Source organism: Streptomyces sp. NPDC055254, from assembly GCF_053606025.1.
Genome location: NZ_JBSGQV010000060.1, coordinates 1 through 14,271, shown reverse-complemented (window position 1 = coordinate 14,271; position 14,271 = coordinate 1). Strand labels below are relative to the sequence as shown.

Sequence of the window (14,271 nt, the reverse complement as noted above, 5' to 3'; positions counted from 1 at the left end):
GGCGCCCCGGGGTCCGCCGCCCCCCCCCCCGCCACCCACACCCCCCCCCCGTACCCCCCCCCCCCCCCCGGCCGGGGCCGCCGCCGCCGGCGGCCCCGCCCGCCCCCAAGCGGCGCCTGCCGTCGAGGTGTTAGCCGGCGGGGGGTGTGTGAGCCTGCACTCCCGACTCCTTCAACGGGCCCTCGATCTGCTGTCGCGCCACGGGGTCCCCCACGATGATTCGCGAGGTCACCGGATGGTGGGTGACCTGTGCGACAGTGACCGGCCCGCGGGCCTGTTCCGGGGCGCCGGGGTGACCAGAGCTGTATTCGATCACCATGGCATTCTTGCCGCACAACAGAGATGCCCAGATTTTTGGATCGCCGACACCAGAAGCACTGTTGTAGGGACCTTGGGGGTAACGATTACTTCCCTCACCACCGGAAGGCCACTTCGAAACCAGGTGGATTTGGTTGACCGTGGGTTGATTCTTGGAAGTGGCCAGGATTCCACAGGAGTCGTTTCTTACGTAAGCAATGAGGCGCTCCTGGCCGAATTTCAGCTCGGACAGGATTTTGATTGGGCCATCCATGTCAGCCAGTGGATCATCGGCTACGGAAATCGTTTCCATTTCAGCCAACGGGATGATACCGATGCCCTTCGAGGGGGACTCGCCATCAGGGGTGCCGCCGCTCTCGCAGCCCGCGAGTAAGAGGATGAAGGCAGCCCCAAAGACTAGGGTTTGCATGTGTCGAGCCATGGGGCCGCACCTCATTCAAAGTCGCTTCTGGTAATCGTCAGGCTGTCCACTGATTGAAGCAGACCCCGATCGGCTTGTGGGCCCAGACCCGCTTCCCCGTGGGCAAGTCGCCGCCAACGCCTGCCCAGGCCTCACCCTCGTACACGTCGTAAAGCGGGAAGGCCTGGATGGCTCCCCACTTGCCTGCGGGTACCTCGTAGCGCGACTCGTTCTTGACGGTGTATGTGCTCGTCACGCTCCATCCCAGGCCCGCCGAGATGTACTTGAGATCGACGTTGATCTCCTTGGTGACGGTGGCGGCGACGCTCTTCTCGACCGACATGACGAGAGTGGTCTTACCCTGCCCGCTCGTCTGCTGGATCACGTCGGTCCCGCACACTTGGTTGATCCAGTGACCGTTCTTGATCCTGTAGTAGGCCTCCGCGCCTTCCGGCGCAGGGGCTACCGGGGAAGTGATTCCGGCCGAGGACTGGCCGTTGGGGGCCGGCACCTCAGCCTGCTTGAGGACGGTGTTCGGGCCGGGGGTGAAGAACTTGCCGTCCGCAGAGATCGAGCTCGAGGGGATACCTAACGGCGAACCACCGTCCGCATGTGAAACACCTGCGCCCGTGGTTGCCGTCAGGGCGACAGCCACGACCGGGCGGCGCCCCAGGCCGATCGTCCGAACCCGCACCGTCTCGTGGCGCGACCCGAAGAAGCCCACCAAACGGACCATCCCGGGATGAACAACGGACGAAAACGACCTCTTAGGGCATTTCTCGTCGGTCAGGCACCGGCCCCGTCAGAAGTCTCCTCGGCGGGGTGGCCTGGGTCGCTGCCGGACTTCGTGTCGCTGAACGTGAGCGAACCGGGCTTCGGTGAGATGGCGCACGTGCTCGGTGGGATGGGCGTCGGAGTCGAGGCCGGCGTCTGGTCGGTAGCCGCTGCCTCGCCTTTCCGACAGTCAGACGGCCGGGTCGTGCGTCCGTGTGCTGGTGGAGGTCATTGGCCTGCCACGACAGCGTGCCGTGGATGAAGCGGATCGGACCTTGTCGGTGCTGCACGACGCCGGCCCGGCCGTCCCCATGCTGTTGCACGGGGACGGGGACAGCACGTGGCCTGTACTGGACAGGGCCCTGGCCCGCGGGACGGAGAGCCGGACAGGGCCCTGGCCCGCGGGACGGAGAGCCGGACAGGGCCCTGGCCCGCGGGACGGAGAGCCGGACAGGGCTGGAGGATGTCCTGACGGATGCCGACGGTGCCCGCGTGCGTGGCAGCGCCCATCTGATGCGCTTTGCGCGCGCCCGCCGTGCTGTCGGGTCGGGTGACGGTCGTGTCAAAGGGCACGGTGCCGAGGAGCGGGGCGCCGAGGGGCGGGGTGCCGGCGGGCAGGGGACAGCAGGCTGACCGCACACCAGGACCCGGGCCGGCCGATGCCGGCTCTTGAGGGTCCCGTCCTTCCGGGCGGGTTCAGGAGATCCACCCCCTGCGCACATGCCGCTGAACCTTCCGCGAGCGCCTGGAGCTGCTGACCCGCGGCTCACGAGTCCGACGAGTCCGCCGGGTACGACGCGGGGCGGTCGGGCAGCACAACGCCGCCGTTTTCGCCGTCGTTCAGTACTGTACGGAGCGGCCGTTCCGTACCGTGCGGAGCGGCGGAAGGGGACTCGCGATGGCCGGTCTGAGGCTGGGCCCGCTCCTGCGGCACGTGGACTGGGAGTCGGGCACGAGCGCGACGGTGTGGGTCGAGACCGACCGGGCGTGCACGGCGGAGGTCCGGTGCCCGGGCGGCGCCGGTGGTTCGGCTCGCACGTTCTGCGTCGTCGGCCACCACTACGCACTGGTGGTCGTGACCGGACTCGCCCCCGGGTCCGCCACCACGTACGAGGTGCTGCTCGACGGCGAGCGGGTGTGGCCCCTCGCGGACTCGCCCCAGCCGCCCAGCACCATCCACACGCCGCCGGTCCCGGCGACGGGCGCAGTGGTCGCCTTCGGCTCGTGCCGGTGGGCGGCGCCCGCTGTGGGCGAGCCCGATCCGGTGGGCCCCGATGTCCTCGACACCCTCTCCGCCCGGCTCGCCGCCGACCCGGAGGCCGAGCGTCCGGACGTTCTCCTCCTCCTCGGCGACCAGGTGTACGCGGACGAGACGTCCGCGGACACCCGCGCCTGGATCGCCCGGCGTCGGCGGGCCGCCGGCACCGGCTCCGCCGCCCCGCCGGACCAGGTCTGCGACTACGAGGAGTACACCCACCTCTACGACGAGTCCTGGGGCGACCCCGAGCTGCGCTGGCTGCTCTCGACCGTACCCAGCTGCATGATCTTCGACGACCACGACGTCATCGACGACTGGAACACCAGCGCCGCCTGGGTGGCCGACATGCGGGCAACGCCCTGGTGGCACGAGCGGATCACCAGCGGCCTGATGTCGTACTGGGTCTACCAGCACCTCGGGAACCTCTCCCCCGCCGAGCTCGCCGAGGACGAGCTGTACGCGGCGGTACTGGCGGCCGACGACGGCACGGAGGTGCTGCGCGCGTTCGCCGAACGCGCCGACGCCGACCCGGCGACGGTGCGCTGGAGCTACCGCAGGGACTTCGGCCGCACCCGGCTGCTGATGGTCGACACCCGGGCCGCGCGGGTGCTGGAGGAGCAGCACCGGTCGATGCTGGACGCCGAGGAGGCGGCCTGGTTGCGGACGCAGGCGTTCGACGACCCCGGCGGCGTCGACCACCTGCTGGTCGGGACCTCGCTCCCGTGGCTGCTGCCCCCGATGGTCCACTTCGCGGAGAGCTGGCACGCGGCGCTCTGCCGGGGCGAACGCGGGCCGCGCTGGGCGCGCTTCGGCGAATGGCTGCGCCGGCGGGCGGACCTGGAGCACTGGGCGGCGTTCACCTCGTCGTTCGAAAGGCTGACGGAGACGGTCGCCGAGGTGGGGAGGGCCGACGCCGCCCCGGCGACGGTGTGCGTGCTCTCCGGGGACGTACACCACGCGTATGTGGCGGAGCCCGTCTGGACCACTGGACAGCAGCCGCGCTCCCGTGTCTTCCAGTTCACCTGCTCACCGCTGCACAACTCGGTGCCCGCGGCCATACGGGCCGGATTCCGTTTCGGCTGGAGCCGGTTCGCCAACAGGATCGGGCATCTCCTCGCCCGCCACGGACGGGTCGCGAGACCGGCGATCCGGTGGGAGCGCAGCGGCGGCCCCTGGTTCGGCAACCAGTTGATGACGCTGACACTGCGCGGACGTACGGCGCGGCTGCGGCTGGAGATGGCCTCGACGGGTGCGAAGCGGGGGCGCCGCGGGACCGACCGCACGGGAGCGCGGCTCATCGGTGTCTTCGACCGGAGTCTGACGGACGGAAGCTGACGCCCCGCCGGACGGTGCCCCCCCACCTCCGGACCGCGCGGCCCCCGCCCTCCCCCACGGGGGCCGCGCACCGATCCGCCCGCAGACCACCGGTCCCGTTCCGCCCCCGCCGGCCGGTACCTACACTCGCCGCATGCTGCGCGTACTGGCCGTCGACGACGAGAAGCCGCTCCTGGAGGAGCTCCTCTACCTCCTGCGCTCCGACCCCCGGGTGCGCAGCGCGGAGGGCGCCTCGGACGCCACCGGGGCACTGCGCCGGATCACGCGGGCGCTGGAGACCGGCCCGGACGGTGCGGACGGCATCGACGTGGTCTTCCTCGACATCCACATGGCCGGGCTGACCGGCCTGGACATCGCCCGGCTGCTGGCCGGGTTCGCGCGGCCGCCGCTCATCGTGTTCGTGACCGCCCACGAGGGCTTCGCCGTACAGGCCTTCGACCTCAAGGCCGTGGACTACGTCCTCAAGCCCGTCCGCCCCGAGCGGCTCGCCGAGGCCGTCCGGCGGGCCTGCGCCCAGCTCGGCCGTGACGCGGAGCCGGGGCAAGGCGCCGGGGCCGCGTACGCCCCCGCGGCGCCGGCGGCCGACGCCGGCCGGGCGGCCCCGCCCGCGCCGCCGCCGGGGCTGCGCCCGGCCGCCGGTGCCACCGCCGTCGGCGAGCGCGGCCCGGACCAGATCGCCGTCGAACTGGGAGGCGTCGTCCGCTTCGTGGCGATCGCCGACATCGCCTACGTCGAGGCCCAGGGCGACTACGCCCGGCTGCACACCGACGACGGCAGCCATCTGGTGCGCATCCCGCTGTCCACGCTGGAGGAGCGCTGGGCCGCGCGCGGCTTCGTCCGCATCCACCGCCGCCATCTGGTGGCACTGGCCCGCATCGACGAGCTCCGGCTGGACGCGGGCACAACCAGCGTGCGCGTGGGCGCCGCGGAACTCCAGGTCAGCCGCCGGCACGCACGCGAGCTGCGCGACCTCCTGATGCGGCAGGCCACGGGCTGACACCGGGAGTCCGCGCGCCGCTCCCCGGAGCCCCCTCCCGGGCTCTCTGCCGGCGCCCGCAGCCCTCCACCCGGGCGGTCCGCCGCGGCCGACACCGCGAACCGGGCGATCCGACCGCCGGCCGACACCGCGAACCGGGCGATCCGACCGCCCGGTTCGCGCCCCGCGGCCGCCCGGCGGTCCGCCCCCCGGACGGGCCGGATCACCCCTGTCGCCCCGTCGGGGGCGTGCATAGACTCCGGGCAGCCTCCCCTGCCGAAGGACCGACCGGTGAACCAGACGTACGCGCTGACCGCGGTCGCCGTCGTCGTCCTGGCCACGGTCCTGGTCGGCGGGCTCGGCCTGCGGATGTCCCGGACCACCTCCGACTTCTACGTGGCCTCGCGCACCGTGGGGCCCCGCCTGAACGCGGCGGCCGTCAGCGGCGAGTACCTCTCCGCCGCCTCCTTCCTCGGGGTGGCGGGGCTGGTGCTGCTCCAGGGCCCCGAGATGCTCTGGTACCCGGTGGGCTACACCGCCGGCTACCTGGTGCTGCTGGTCCTGGTGGCGGCCCCGCTGCGCCGCTCGGGCGCGTACACGCTGCCCGACTTCGCCGAGGCCCGGCTCCAGTCGCGGGCGGTGCGCCGGATCGCGGTGCTGTTCGTCATCGGAGTGGGCTGGCTGTACCTGCTGCCGCAACTGCAAGGTGCGGGCCTGACCCTGGAGATCCTGACCGGGGCCCCGCACTGGGTCGGCGGGGTCGTCGTCGCGGCCGTGGTCTGCGCGGCCGTCGCCGCCGGCGGGATGCGCAGCATCACCTTCGTGCAGGCGTTCCAGTACTGGTTGAAGCTGACGGCCCTGCTGGTGCCCGTCTTCTTCCTGGTGGCGGCCTGGGCGGGGGACGGCGCGCCGCGGGCCCGCTTCGACGCCCCGGCCGTCTTCCGCGAGCACACCGCGGTGACGCTCGCCGAGGACGTCCGGATGTCCCTGGACGCCCCCCTGACCGTGACGGTCACCGGGCAGGTGGACGGGCGCGCCCATGTGGCGGCCCCGCTGGCCCTCGGCGCCGGGGAGCACTTGGTAGGAGCCCGCACGCGACTGGAGTTCGCCCCGGGCACGCCCGTCCCGCGCGGCAGGACCGAGGCCGGTCCCGGCGTGTCCAGCTGGTCCGCGCCGTTGTCCGGGGACCGGCCGCTCCAGCGCCGTGCGGCCCGGCTGTACGCGACGTACGGGCTGATCCTGGCCACCTTCCTGGGCACGATGGGCCTCCCGCACGTCGCGGTGCGCTTCTACACCAGCCCCAACGGGCGGGCCGCGCGGCGCACCACGCTGGTGGTGCTCGGGCTGGTCGGCGCCTTCTACCTGCTGCCGCCGGTGTACGGGGCACTGGGCCGGATCTACGCACCCGAGCTGGCCCTCACCGGTGACGCGGACGCGGCGGTGCTGGTACTGCCCGAACGGATGCTGGGCGGGCTGCTCGGGGACCTGCTGGGCGCGCTGCTGGCGGGGGGCGCCTTCGCCGCGTTCCTGTCGACGGCGTCGGGGCTGACCATGGCGGTGGCCGGGGTGCTGCACCAGGACGTGCTGCCGACGCGGGGGCTGCGCGGCTTCCGCCCGGCGGTGCTGCTGGCGATCGCGGTGCCGCTGGCCGGGAGCGCGGCGGCCCGGGACGTGCCGGTGGCCGACGCGGTGGGGCTGGCCTTCGCGGTGTCGGCCTCCTCGTTCTGCCCGCTGCTGGTGCTGGGCATCTGGTGGCGCGGGCTGACCCCGCCGGGTGCGGTGGCCGGGCTCGTCATCGGCGGCGGGGCGGCGCTGAGCGCGGTGCTGGTGACGTGGACGGGGCTGCCCCCGGCGGGCTGGACGCACACGCTGCTGGCGTGGCCGGCCGCGTGGTCGGTGCCGCTCGGCTTCCTGACCATGGTGCTGGTGTCCCTGGGGACCCGCAGCCGGATCCCGCCGGGGGCCGCCGCGATCCTGGCGCGCCTGCACCTGCCGGAGAGCGTGTCCTGCGAACGGGCCGGAGGTGCACGGTGAGCGAGCTGCCGCAGGGCACGGTGGCGGCCCTGATGGCGGGCGGCGCGGTCCTGCTGCCGGCCGCGGGCTGGTTGGCGGGCCGGTGGCACGCCCGGCGCGGCGACCGGGCGGACGGGCTGGACCTCGGGACCCCGGTGGAGCGGGCCACCTTCCACACCCTGCACACGGCGTCGCTGGCCGCTCCCCCGCTGCGCGCCGGGCTGACCGAGGACGCCGCCCGCAAGGCCGCCCGGCCGTTGCGGTCGCTGCTGGGCACGGAGGCCCTGTGCCTCACCGACAGAGAGTCGGTGCTGGCCTGGGACGGGCCGGGCGCGGACCACCACGAGCGGCGGGCGATGGCCCGGGTGGCCCTGATGCTGGCCTCGGGGCGCAGTCAGAGCGTGCGGACGGAGTGCGAGCGCCCCGACTGCCCGCTGAAGTGGGCGGTGGTGGCCCCGCTCACCGGAGAGGACGGGATGCTGGGCGCGCTCGTGGCGTACGGGTCGCGGGAGTCGGCGGTGCTGGTGCGGGCCGCGACGGAGGTCGCCCGGTGGGTGTCCGTACAGCTGGAGCTGTCCGAGCTGGACCGCTCGCGGACCCGGTTGATGGAGGCGGAGATCAAGGCGCTGCGGGCGCAGATCTCCCCGCACTTCATCTTCAACTCGCTCGCCGCGATCGCCTCGTTCGTGCGTACCGATCCGGAGCGGGCCCGGGACCTGCTGCTGGAGTTCGCGGACTTCACCCGGTACTCCTTCCGGCGGCACGGCGACTTCACCACCCTGGCCGACGAGTTGCGCTCGATCGAGCAGTACCTGGCGCTGGCCGGCGCCCGGTTCGGGGACCGGCTGAAGGTGACCTTGCAGGTGGCTCCGGAGGTGCTGCCGGTGGCCCTGCCGTTCCTGTGCCTCCAGCCGCTGGTGGAGAACGCGGTCAAGCACGGCCTGGAGGACTCCACCGAGGAGTGCCGGATCACCATCACCGCGCGCGACGCGGGATCGGAGGCGGTGATCACCGTGGAGGACAACGGCATCGGGATGGATCCGGCACTGTTGCGCCGGATCCTGGCCGGGGAGCGGCCCGGCTCGTCCTCGGGCATCGGACTGCCCAACGTCGACGAGCGCATCCGGCAGGTGTACGGGGACGCGTACGGGCCGGTGATCGAGACGGGGATCGGGGCGGGCATGAAGGTCACCCTCCGGATCCCCAAGTACCGGTCGGGCGTCCACGGTCCGTCGCCCGGTGACCGCCGGCCCCGGCGCTGACGGGGCGAGGGCCGGCCCCGGCCCCGCCCGGCCGGCGGAGCCCCGGGAACGCGCGCGGCCCCGGCCGTCCCGCGAAAGGGGCGGCCGGGGCGGCGGCACTAGCTCCAGCTGGCGTGCAGCGGCTTGCCCTCGGCATAGCCGGCGGCGGACTGGATGCCCACCACGGCCTTCTCCTCGAACTCCGCGAGGGAGCCGGCACCGGCGTAGGTGCAGGAGGAGCGGACGCCCGCGATGATCGAGTCGATCAGGTCCTCGACGCCCGGGCGGGCCGGGTCGAGGAACATCCGCGACGTGGAGATGCCCTCTTCGAACAGCCCCTTGCGGGCGCGGTCGTAGGCGGATTCCTCGGAGGTGCGGTTGCGCACCGCGCGGGCCGAGGCCATACCGAAGGACTCCTTGTACAGGCGGCCCTCGGCCGACTGCTGGAGGTCGCCCGGGGACTCGTACGTACCCGCGAACCAGGAGCCGATCATGACGTTCGACGCACCGGCGGCGAGGGCCATGGCCACGTCGCGCGGGTGACGGACGCCGCCGTCGGCCCACACGTGCTTGCCGTACTTCTTCGCCTCGGCCGCGCACTCCATGACCGCGGAGAACTGCGGGCGGCCGACGCCGGTCATCATGCGGGTGGTGCACATGGCGCCGGGACCCACGCCGACCTTGATGATGTCCGCGCCGGCCTCGATGAGGTCCTTGACGCCCTCGGCGGCCACGATGTTGCCGGCCACGATCGGGACCCGCGGGTCCAGCGCGCGGACGGCCTTGATCGCGTTGATCATCGACTCCTGGTGCCCGTGCGCCGTGTCGATGACGAGCGTGTCCACGCCCGCGTCGAGCAGCTGCTGGGCCTTGGCCGCGAAGTCGCCGTTGATGCCGACGGCGGCCGCGATGCGCAGCTTGCCGTTCGCGTCGGTGGCCGGGGTGTACAGGGTCGCGCGGAGCGCGCCCTTGCGGGTGAGGATGCCGACGAGCCTGCCGTCCTTGTCGACGGCCGGCGCCAGCTTGCGGTGGCCGGCGTCGAGCTGGTTGAAGGCGTCGCGCGGGTCCATGTCGGCGTCGATGAGCAGCAGCTCCTTCGACATGACCTCGGAGAGCTGGGTGAAGCGGTCCACGCCGGCCAGGTCGTGGTCGGTGACGACGCCGACCGGGCGGCCCTCGCCGTCGACGACGACCCCGGCGCCGTGGGCGCGCTTGGGCAGCAGGGAGAGCGCGTCGGCGACGGTCTGGGCGGGTGTCAGCGTGATCGGGGTGTCGAGCACGAGGTGGCGGGTCTTCACCCAGGAGATCACGTCGGTGACGATCTCGATCGGGATGTCCTGGGGAATGACGACGATTCCGCCGCGGCGGGCGACCGTCTCGGCCATCCGGCGGCCCGCGATGGCGGTCATGTTCGCCACGACGAGCGGAATGGTGGTGCCCGTGCCGTCGGGCGAGGAGAGGTCGACGGCCTGGCGGGAACCGACCGCGGAGCGGCTCGGCACCATGAACACATCGTCGTACGTGAGGTCGTACGGCGGCTTCAGGTCATTGAGGAAACGCACGTGCTGAACATCCCAGTCGATCGAAGGATCCTTGTGGATGGCTGACAGGGCAGCCGAGGAAACGCACGTACTTCATTCTCCCACGACGTGGCGTTCACACCGCCCCGGCCGATCGTCCAGGACGTACCGGGCCTCCTGGTCGGTTCCTACGGGGCCTCGGTGCCGCCCCGCCGGCGCCGGGGGCCCGCGGCCCGGGCCAGCACGACCACCAGCGGAGCCCCGCCGTCCGGCTCGGACTCCCAGAAGTCGACGGCCTCCTCCAGGATCTCGACGAGCGTCTCCCACTCGCTCGGTCGCTCTCCGGCGAACTCCCGCCACGAGGTCACGGCCACCAGCCGCCCGCCGTCCGGCAGCCACGACAGGTCCCGCAGCGCGTCCGCCAGCGCGTCCCAGTTCCCGCCGAACCACTGCGGCAGCCGCAGGGCGTCCCCGCACGCCCGCATCAGCCCGGCCTTGCCGCGTACGCCGTCCAGGTCCAGCCGTACGGTGGTCCAGCCCGCCTTCTCGGCGGCGTCGAGCGCGGGGGCGAGCGGCTGCGGTTCGAGGGTCATCGGACGACCGCCTTGAAGGTCTCGTAGTGGTCGTCCGTGTAGAAGAACTCCCCACCCCGGCCGGTCACGATCCGCCGGGCCCCGCGGTCCGGCTCCCCCGGTGTGCGCACGGTGAACTCGCGGTAGTAGCCGCGTTTCCGCTGGGGCAGGACCTGCTCGAAGTTCCCGAAGACGGTCCCGTCCTGCCGGTACGGGTACGGTCCGCCCGCGTCGATGAGCGCGAGCACGTCCCGGGCCTGCTGCGGCAGCGCCTCGGCCCGTACGGTGGCCAGCCCCTCCGCCCACCCGGGGGCGGCGCTGGGCGCGGCGCCGCGTCCGCGGCTCGGCGCGGCACTCGGCGCGTCACCGGAACCGACACCGGCACCGGTACTGGCGGCGGCAGGCGCGGGAGTCTTCCCGCCGCAGCCCGCCGCGCCGACCAGCGCGACGCACAGGAACAGAGCCCCCAGCGCATACAGCCACGATCGGGGCACGTTCCGAAAGATCATGCACCGATCGTGCCAAATATCCGATTCGCTCGCGAATCGTCAGATGGCCTCAGAGAGCGGCCAACTTGGTGTACGGGCTCAGGATTCGTTTCTGGACCGACCCGAAGTCGACGAGAACAGCGATTCCCTCCTCGATCCCGACGACACGGCCCAGACCGTGCTCGTCGTGAGAGACCCGGTCGCCGACGCTGAACTGCCGGAGCGGCGGTTCCACGGGGGCCTTGAACGGGCTGGACGGCAAATGGCGGCGAGGTACTGCTGACTTTGTCATTGGAACCAGTATGCGCCCAGCGGGCCCCCGCGCGGCCCGCCGTTCGGATCTCAATTCCGGCACCATCCGCATCAGCGGCGTCCCGGCCCCCTCCGTCGGCCCCGTCCACGGGGCCGTCCAGGGTCCGAGCGGCGGTGTGTCAGTCGTCCGGATCGGCCCGGTCCAACGCCGGCCGCAGGCCCGGCGCCGACTCGGTGAGCAGGTAGTCGGCGACCGCCGTGTCCGTGACCAGGCTGGTGACCAGGCCCGACCGCAGCACCGCCCCGATCGCGGAGGCCTTGCGCAGGCCGCCCGCGATCGCGACGACCTCGGGGATCCGGCGCAGCCGGTCCGCCTCGACCGTGATGCACCGCTCGCCCAGGTCCCGGCCGACCCGCCGCCCCTCGGAGTCGAACAGGTGGGCGGACATCTCGGCGGCGACGCCGAGCGAGGCGTAGTGGGCCCGCTCCTCGTCCGTCAGCATGTCGTGGACGGTCGAGATGCCCGGCTCCCAGGAGCCGATGGAAACGGCGGCGACCGTCACCTTGTCGAAGTACTCGAAGGCGCGCGCGATCCCGGTCTGGCCGCGCAGCGCGGCAGCGGTCGCCGGGTCCGGCAGCAGCATCGGGGCGTAGATGGGGTGCGCGTCCCCGCCGGAGACCTGCGCGGCCCGCCGTACGGCCTCCACGGAGCCGCGCTCGGCGGTCCCGGCGTCGTACACGCCCGTCAGCTGGACGACGGTGCACGGCGGCAGCCGGTGCAGGGAGGCCGCCATGTGGATGGTCGAGCGCCCCCAGGCAAGGCCCAGTACGTCGCCCTCGTTGACCAGCTCACCCAGCAGGTCGGCGGCGACGGCCCCGAGGTTCTCCGGGTCCGGAGCGTCCTCGGTGGCGTCGGCGGGCGACTCCACGACGACCGCGTGCCGCAGGCCGTACCGGGCCCGGAGCGCGTCGGAGCGCTCCGCGTCCAGTTCGGCCGGCACCCGGATCTCGATCCGTACGAGGTCGCGTTCGAGAGCGGTCTCCAGGACCCGGGCCACCTTGAAGCGGCTCACGCCGAACTCCTCGGCGATCTGGATCTTGGACTTGCCCTCCAGGTAGAAGCGGCGCGCCATGGCAGCCGCCTGCACGAGCTCCGCGGGTCCCATCCGCAGGGCTGACCGTCCCGCCGACATTGCAGACACCGCGTTCTCCTCACTGCTGTTCACACTCTCGACTCGCCGTTCATCCTGTCAGATCCGGCGGCCGTTGATCAGCCTGGACAGCTCCCGTTCATCGAGCCGTCCACCAACGCTCCGCTCAGTGGTCGCAGGCCCACGGCGCCGCGGCGATCGCCGCACCCGCCCGGTCCCGCAAGGTGCGTACGGCGGCGGCCGGGTCGACCGCTCCGTAGACGGCGCTGCCCGCCACGAAGACGTCCGCGCCGGCCTCGGCGCAGCGTTCGATGGTCGAGGCCGAGACCCCGCCGTCGACCTGCAGCCACAGTTCCAGTCCGTGCTTGGTGATCAGCTCGCGGGTGCGGCGGATCTTGGGCAGCATGATGTCGAGGAAGGGCTGGCCGCCGAAGCCCGGCTCGACCGTCATGATCAGCAGCATGTCGAGCTCGGGGAGGATGTCCTCGTACTGCTCGATCGGGGTGGCCGGCTTGAGCGCCATGGACGCCCGGGCGCCCTTGGCCCGGATCTCGCGCGCGAGGCGTACGGGGGCGGCCGCCGCCTCGGCGTGGAAGGTGACCGAGCCGGCGCCGGCCTCCACGTACTGGGGGGCCCAGCGGTCCGGGTCCTCGATCATCAGGTGGAGGTCCAGCGGGATGTCCGTGGCCCGGCTCAGCGACTCCACGATCGGCATGCCGAGGGTGAGGTTCGGGACGAAGTGGTTGTCCATCACGTCCACGTGCAGCCAGTCGGCCCCCTCGACGGCCTTCGCCTCCTCGGCGAGACGGGCGAAGTCGGCGGACAGGATGCTGGGATAGATCTGAGCGGCCATGCCCCCAAGACTGCCATGCCCGGGGCCGGTTCCAGCCACGACCCCGTAACTCACTCGTACCGCCGCGAACGCCGGACCGGGCCCCGGGGCGCCCGTGAGGCGTAGCGCCGCGGGACCCGGGGCCCGACTACGCCGTGCGGCGCAGCAGGGCCAGGTACATCGCGTCCGTCCCGTGCAGGTGCGGCCACAGCTGGACGTCGGGGCCGTCACCCAGGGCCGGTACGTCGCCCAGGTACGGCCGGGCGTCGATCAGCTCGGCGGACACCGGCGCCGCGCCGGCGCCGCGGCCCTTGAGGACGTCCTCCACGACCACCCGGGTCTCCGCCAGGTGCGGCGAACAGGTGGCGTAGCCCACGATCCCGCCGACCCGCACGGCCGCGAGCGCCTCCCGCAGCAGCCCGCGCTGGAGCGGCGCGAAGCCCTCCAGGTCCTCGGGGCGGCGGCGCCAACGCGCTTCCGGGCGGCGGCGCAGCGCGCCGAGGCCCGTGCAGGGGACGTCCATCAGCACGCGGTCGAAGGAGCCCGGCAGCCACGGCGGCCGGGTGCCGTCCGCCGCGATCACCTGGTACGGGCCGGGGTTGCCGGCCAGCGCCTTCCCCACGAGCCGCGCCCGGTGCGGCTGCTTCTCGGAAGCCAGTAGGAACGCCCCGCGCTGCGCCGCCAGCGCCGCGAGCAGCGCCGCCTTGCCGCCGGGTCCCGCGCAGCCGTCGAGCCAGCGCTCGTCGCGGCCCTCGACCGGCGCCGCCGCCAGGGCCATCGCCACGAGCTGGCTGCCCTCGTCCTGCACTCCGGCGCGACCCTCGCGGACCGCCTCCAGGGCTCCGGGCTCGCCGCCCTCGGCCATCCGGACGGCGTACGGCGACCAGCGCCCCGGCAGCGCCGAGTCCTCGCCCACCGCTTCCAGCAGCTCCTGCGTGGTCGCGGGGGGGGGGCCCGGCGCCCCCCAGAACAACCCCCCCCCGCGGTTGGGCGCCCCCACCGCCAACAACACCCGCCCCCCCCCCCCCCCCCAGAACCACCCCCGGCCGCATCCCCCCGCGGCCCCGCCCCCCCGAGAAGAAGCACCCCGCAAGACAACCACCACCACCCACCACCCCGCGCGCCAAGCCCACAAACAAGA

Annotated in this window: 12 protein-coding genes and 1 pseudogene; 4 read left to right on the top strand and 9 right to left on the bottom strand. The window is 73.0% G+C overall.

The features are described from left to right. Window positions 1-130: 130 nt before the first annotated feature. Both ACWFQ8_RS31970 and ACWFQ8_RS31965 read right to left on the bottom strand, forming a co-directional pair. Complete coding sequence (locus ACWFQ8_RS31970) at window positions 131-739, bottom strand: hypothetical protein (protein ID WP_453789779.1); 609 nt, start codon at window positions 737-739, stop codon at window positions 131-133. 37 nt (window positions 740-776) lie between these two features. Continuing rightward, the gene (locus ACWFQ8_RS31965; protein ID WP_453789778.1) at window positions 777-1,442 is read right to left on the bottom strand and encodes a hypothetical protein; all 666 of its coding nucleotides are present in this window, start codon (window positions 1,440-1,442) and stop codon (window positions 777-779) included. A 948-nt stretch (window positions 1,443-2,390) separates the two neighbouring features. On the opposite strand from ACWFQ8_RS31965, the gene ACWFQ8_RS31960 reads away from it, so the two are divergent. The 4 genes from ACWFQ8_RS31960 (at window position 2,391) to ACWFQ8_RS31945 (ending at window position 8,336) form a co-directional block, all read left to right on the top strand. Further along, the gene (locus tag ACWFQ8_RS31960) at window positions 2,391-4,085 is read left to right on the top strand and encodes an alkaline phosphatase D family protein (RefSeq protein ID WP_453789777.1); all 1,695 of its coding nucleotides are present in this window, start codon (window positions 2,391-2,393) and stop codon (window positions 4,083-4,085) included. 133 nt (window positions 4,086-4,218) lie between these two features. Then, window positions 4,219-5,082, top strand: coding sequence for a LytR/AlgR family response regulator transcription factor (locus tag ACWFQ8_RS31955; RefSeq protein ID WP_453789776.1), 864 nt, complete (start codon window positions 4,219-4,221; stop codon window positions 5,080-5,082). Window positions 5,083-5,352: 270 nt separating this feature from the next. Further along, window positions 5,353-7,095: a sodium/solute symporter gene (locus tag ACWFQ8_RS31950; RefSeq protein ID WP_453789775.1), complete on the top strand. Its 1,743-nt coding sequence runs from the start codon at window positions 5,353-5,355 to the stop codon at window positions 7,093-7,095. Between the two features lie 32 nt (window positions 7,096-7,127). Next, window positions 7,128-8,336 carry a histidine kinase gene (locus ACWFQ8_RS31945; RefSeq protein ID WP_453789786.1) on the top strand — a complete coding sequence of 403 codons (1,209 nt, stop codon included), beginning with the start codon at window positions 7,128-7,130 and terminating at the stop codon, window positions 8,334-8,336. Window positions 8,337-8,434: 98 nt separating this feature from the next. Here the strand turns inward: ACWFQ8_RS31945 and ACWFQ8_RS31940 are convergent, their stop codons facing one another. The 7 genes and pseudogenes from ACWFQ8_RS31940 to ACWFQ8_RS31910 form a co-directional block, all read right to left on the bottom strand. Next, the gene (locus tag ACWFQ8_RS31940) at window positions 8,435-9,877 is read right to left on the bottom strand and encodes a GuaB1 family IMP dehydrogenase-related protein (RefSeq protein ID WP_453789774.1); all 1,443 of its coding nucleotides are present in this window, start codon (window positions 9,875-9,877) and stop codon (window positions 8,435-8,437) included. 146 nt (window positions 9,878-10,023) lie between these two features. Further along, entirely contained in the window at window positions 10,024-10,428 is a 405-nt protein-coding gene (locus ACWFQ8_RS31935) for a barstar family protein (RefSeq protein ID WP_453789773.1), read from the bottom strand. Next, window positions 10,425-10,916, bottom strand: coding sequence for a ribonuclease domain-containing protein (locus ACWFQ8_RS31930; RefSeq protein ID WP_453789772.1), 492 nt, complete (start codon window positions 10,914-10,916; stop codon window positions 10,425-10,427). The genes ACWFQ8_RS31935 and ACWFQ8_RS31930 overlap by 4 nt, the downstream gene beginning before the upstream one ends. 49 nt (window positions 10,917-10,965) lie before the next feature. Next, window positions 10,966-11,187, bottom strand: coding sequence for a CarD family transcriptional regulator (locus ACWFQ8_RS31925; protein ID WP_384539777.1), 222 nt, complete (start codon window positions 11,185-11,187; stop codon window positions 10,966-10,968). A gap of 139 nt (window positions 11,188-11,326) precedes the next feature. Continuing rightward, on the bottom strand, window positions 11,327-12,340 hold the full coding sequence (locus ACWFQ8_RS31920; protein ID WP_453789785.1) for a sugar-binding transcriptional regulator: 1,014 nt from the start codon (window positions 12,338-12,340) through the stop codon (window positions 11,327-11,329). A 124-nt stretch (window positions 12,341-12,464) separates the two neighbouring features. After that, window positions 12,465-13,151, bottom strand: a complete 687-nt coding sequence (gene rpe / locus ACWFQ8_RS31915; RefSeq protein WP_453789771.1) for a ribulose-phosphate 3-epimerase — start codon at window positions 13,149-13,151, stop codon at window positions 12,465-12,467. Window positions 13,152-13,278: 127 nt separating this feature from the next. Then, a pseudogene (locus ACWFQ8_RS31910) lies at window positions 13,279-14,082 on the bottom strand (RsmB/NOP family class I SAM-dependent RNA methyltransferase); the annotation flags it as partial. Window positions 14,083-14,271: the final 189 nt, after the last annotated feature.